Annotated in this window: 1 protein-coding gene; it reads right to left on the reverse strand. The window is 75.8% G+C overall.

What is annotated here, in order from left to right; genetic code table 11:
• Positions 1–189: 189 nt before the first annotated feature.
• Positions 190–2103: an IucA/IucC family protein gene (locus LCE31_RS39000; RefSeq protein ID WP_374118711.1), complete on the reverse strand. Its 1914-nt coding sequence runs from the start codon at positions 2101–2103 to the stop codon at positions 190–192.
• Positions 2104–2302 lie beyond the last annotated feature (199 nt).

Here is a 2302-nt window from a genome sequence, read left to right on the forward strand (position 1 = left end):
GCCGACCGTGGCGGCCGCCGCTCGCGCGGCGGCCTCCGCCCCGAGGAAGGCGGCGTCGTGGGCGGTCCCCGCCTCGTCGTAGCCGTCGGCCTGCGCCCGTGCCCCGGGCTCCGCGCTCCCTTCCGCGGCCGTCATGGCAGCGCTCTCCTCTCGACAGGTGCCGGGCGGCCGGATGCCGCCCTGCGGGGGTCAGTTGCGCAGCGGGTTGGCGATGGTGACGTACACGGACTGGGTGTCCACGGGGCCGACGAGTTCGTCCAGGCCGTGCAGCCGGGTGAGCAGGTTGGCCTTGCAGCGCAGGGTCGGGGCCGACAGGAGCTGGCCGGGCAGCGGCGACCCGAGCCCGGCCGCCCCGGCGAGGAAGCGGCGGAAGGCGGCCAGCAGCACCCGCTCGTCCGCGAGCTCCTGCGCACCGAACGCGCCGATCAGGCCGAGGACGTTGTTGATGGCGAGGTAGTAGGCGAACCTCTCGTCGGTGACGTCGTCCGACACGAAGGTGTCGGATTCCCGCCCGATGCCCGGGAGGCGCCGTTCGAGGGCGTCGCGGTGGGAGGTGCGGAAGTAGTAGCCCTGGTTGTCGCGGTAGCGCCCGCCGATGGGCCAGCCGTCGGCGTCCAGGTGGACGAGCGTGTTCTGCTGGTGCGCCTCCAGCGCGATGCCCGCCTGCCCGTCGAGCCACAGCACCGGCCTGACCACCTGCTCCAGGTAGCGCAGGAACCACTCGGCGGACACCGCGAGGCACGGCCGGCCGCTCCGTGCGGCGAGGTTCCGGACGATCTCCGCGAGCCGGGAGGACGTCTTCTCCCGCCCCGGGTAGGGGCGGGGCGCGGTCAGCCCGGCCACGCACGCGGCGTCGTCCGCGGGTCCGAACGGGTTGTGCCGCAGGATCACGTCAAGGCCAGGCACCGGCTCGCCGGCCTCGGTGTCGACGGCGAGCCAGGCCGGGTCGCGGACGATGTCGAACCCGGGGTGCGCGGCCCGCCACTGCCGGCCGAGGCCGGTGCGCAGCAGCCGGTGCACCTCGACGCCCCTGCGCAGTTCCTTGCGAAGGTTCTCGCGGCGGGAGTTGGTGATGCGGACCCCGAGCGAGAGCTTCAGCATCGCGGGAGCGCCGGGCCTGTGCACCGTGCGGATGGAGGATGTGGGATGCCAGGGTGCGCCGTGCGCCCCGAGGTCGTGCACGAGCCCGGCGTCCAGGAGGCGCAGATAGCCGGGACGGTGCCGCATGTCCCGTGCCTGCCAGGGGTGCAACGGCAGCGGAACCGTACCTTCCGGCAGGGGTACGTCCCCGAGCAGGCGCGTGGCGAGCTGCCGCGCGGAGACCGGCCTGCCGCCCTCCGTCCAGGCCGACTCCTCGGCGAGTACGCGACGGTCGACGGCGATCCAGTGCAGCGGGAACGTTCCGTGCACCTCGGGCGAGTAGCGCAGCGACTCGGCCTCGGAGAGCCCCTGCCTGCTCTTCGGTGTCGGGTGCAGCGGGTGGCCGAAGACCAGGGACTGCTCGGCCACGAGGAAGGGGTCCGCGCCTTCGGGCGGCTCCGGCCGCCGCCGGCGGTCGGCAAGGAACAGGGCCGTGTGGCGGGCGGAGTCGGCGACCCTGGCGACGAGGTCGCCGTCCTGGACGCGGCCCGACTCGCGGCCGATGAGCGCGGCCAGGGTCACGGCGTCGACGGGCGGCGCGTCGTGCGGGGCGCCGTCGAGGAACGCGGGTCCGAAGCGGTGGCAGCCGGTCGGGGACCAGTACCGGACGGGTACGGAGAGGGCGGCGCCGCTCATCGGCAGGGGCAGCCGCAGGACGTCGCCGTCCGGCGCGGCCAGGTCGTTCTCCCTGGTCCAGCAGCGCAGCAGGTTCTCCACCGTGGCGGCGTCGGCGGCGCGTTGGACGTCGGGGTGGTCCAGATGGTCGCGGTGGGCCGCGTGCCGAGGGCGGCGGCCCGCAGCGCCGCCCGGGGCGCGGTCGGCGGCGGAGGCGGGGAATCCGGTTGCCGTCTCGCGGTCGGCGTGGTCCGTCTGCGCCGCGTGGTCCGTCTGTGCCGCGTGGTTCGCGGGGTCGTCCACCGGGCGCTCGGCGTGGTCGGTCCGCACGGTGCGGTCGGCGTGCACCGTGTGGCCGGCTCCGAGGGCCAGGGCGGCGCGTGCGGGGCGGTCGGGGAGCGGGACGTGGTCCACGCGAACCCCGAGGTGCTCGGCGTCCCGAGGGGCCGCGTGCTCCGGCCGGGCTCCGCGGCCCGGCCGTTCGCTCCCGGACTGCTGGCGGGGCACCGTGGCGGACTCGGCGGTGCGCGGGCCGGGTACCGGGGGG

The sequence above is a fragment of the Streptomyces sp. 8L genome (genome assembly GCF_020176795.1).
Taxonomy (GTDB): domain Bacteria; phylum Actinomycetota; class Actinomycetes; order Streptomycetales; family Streptomycetaceae; genus Streptomyces.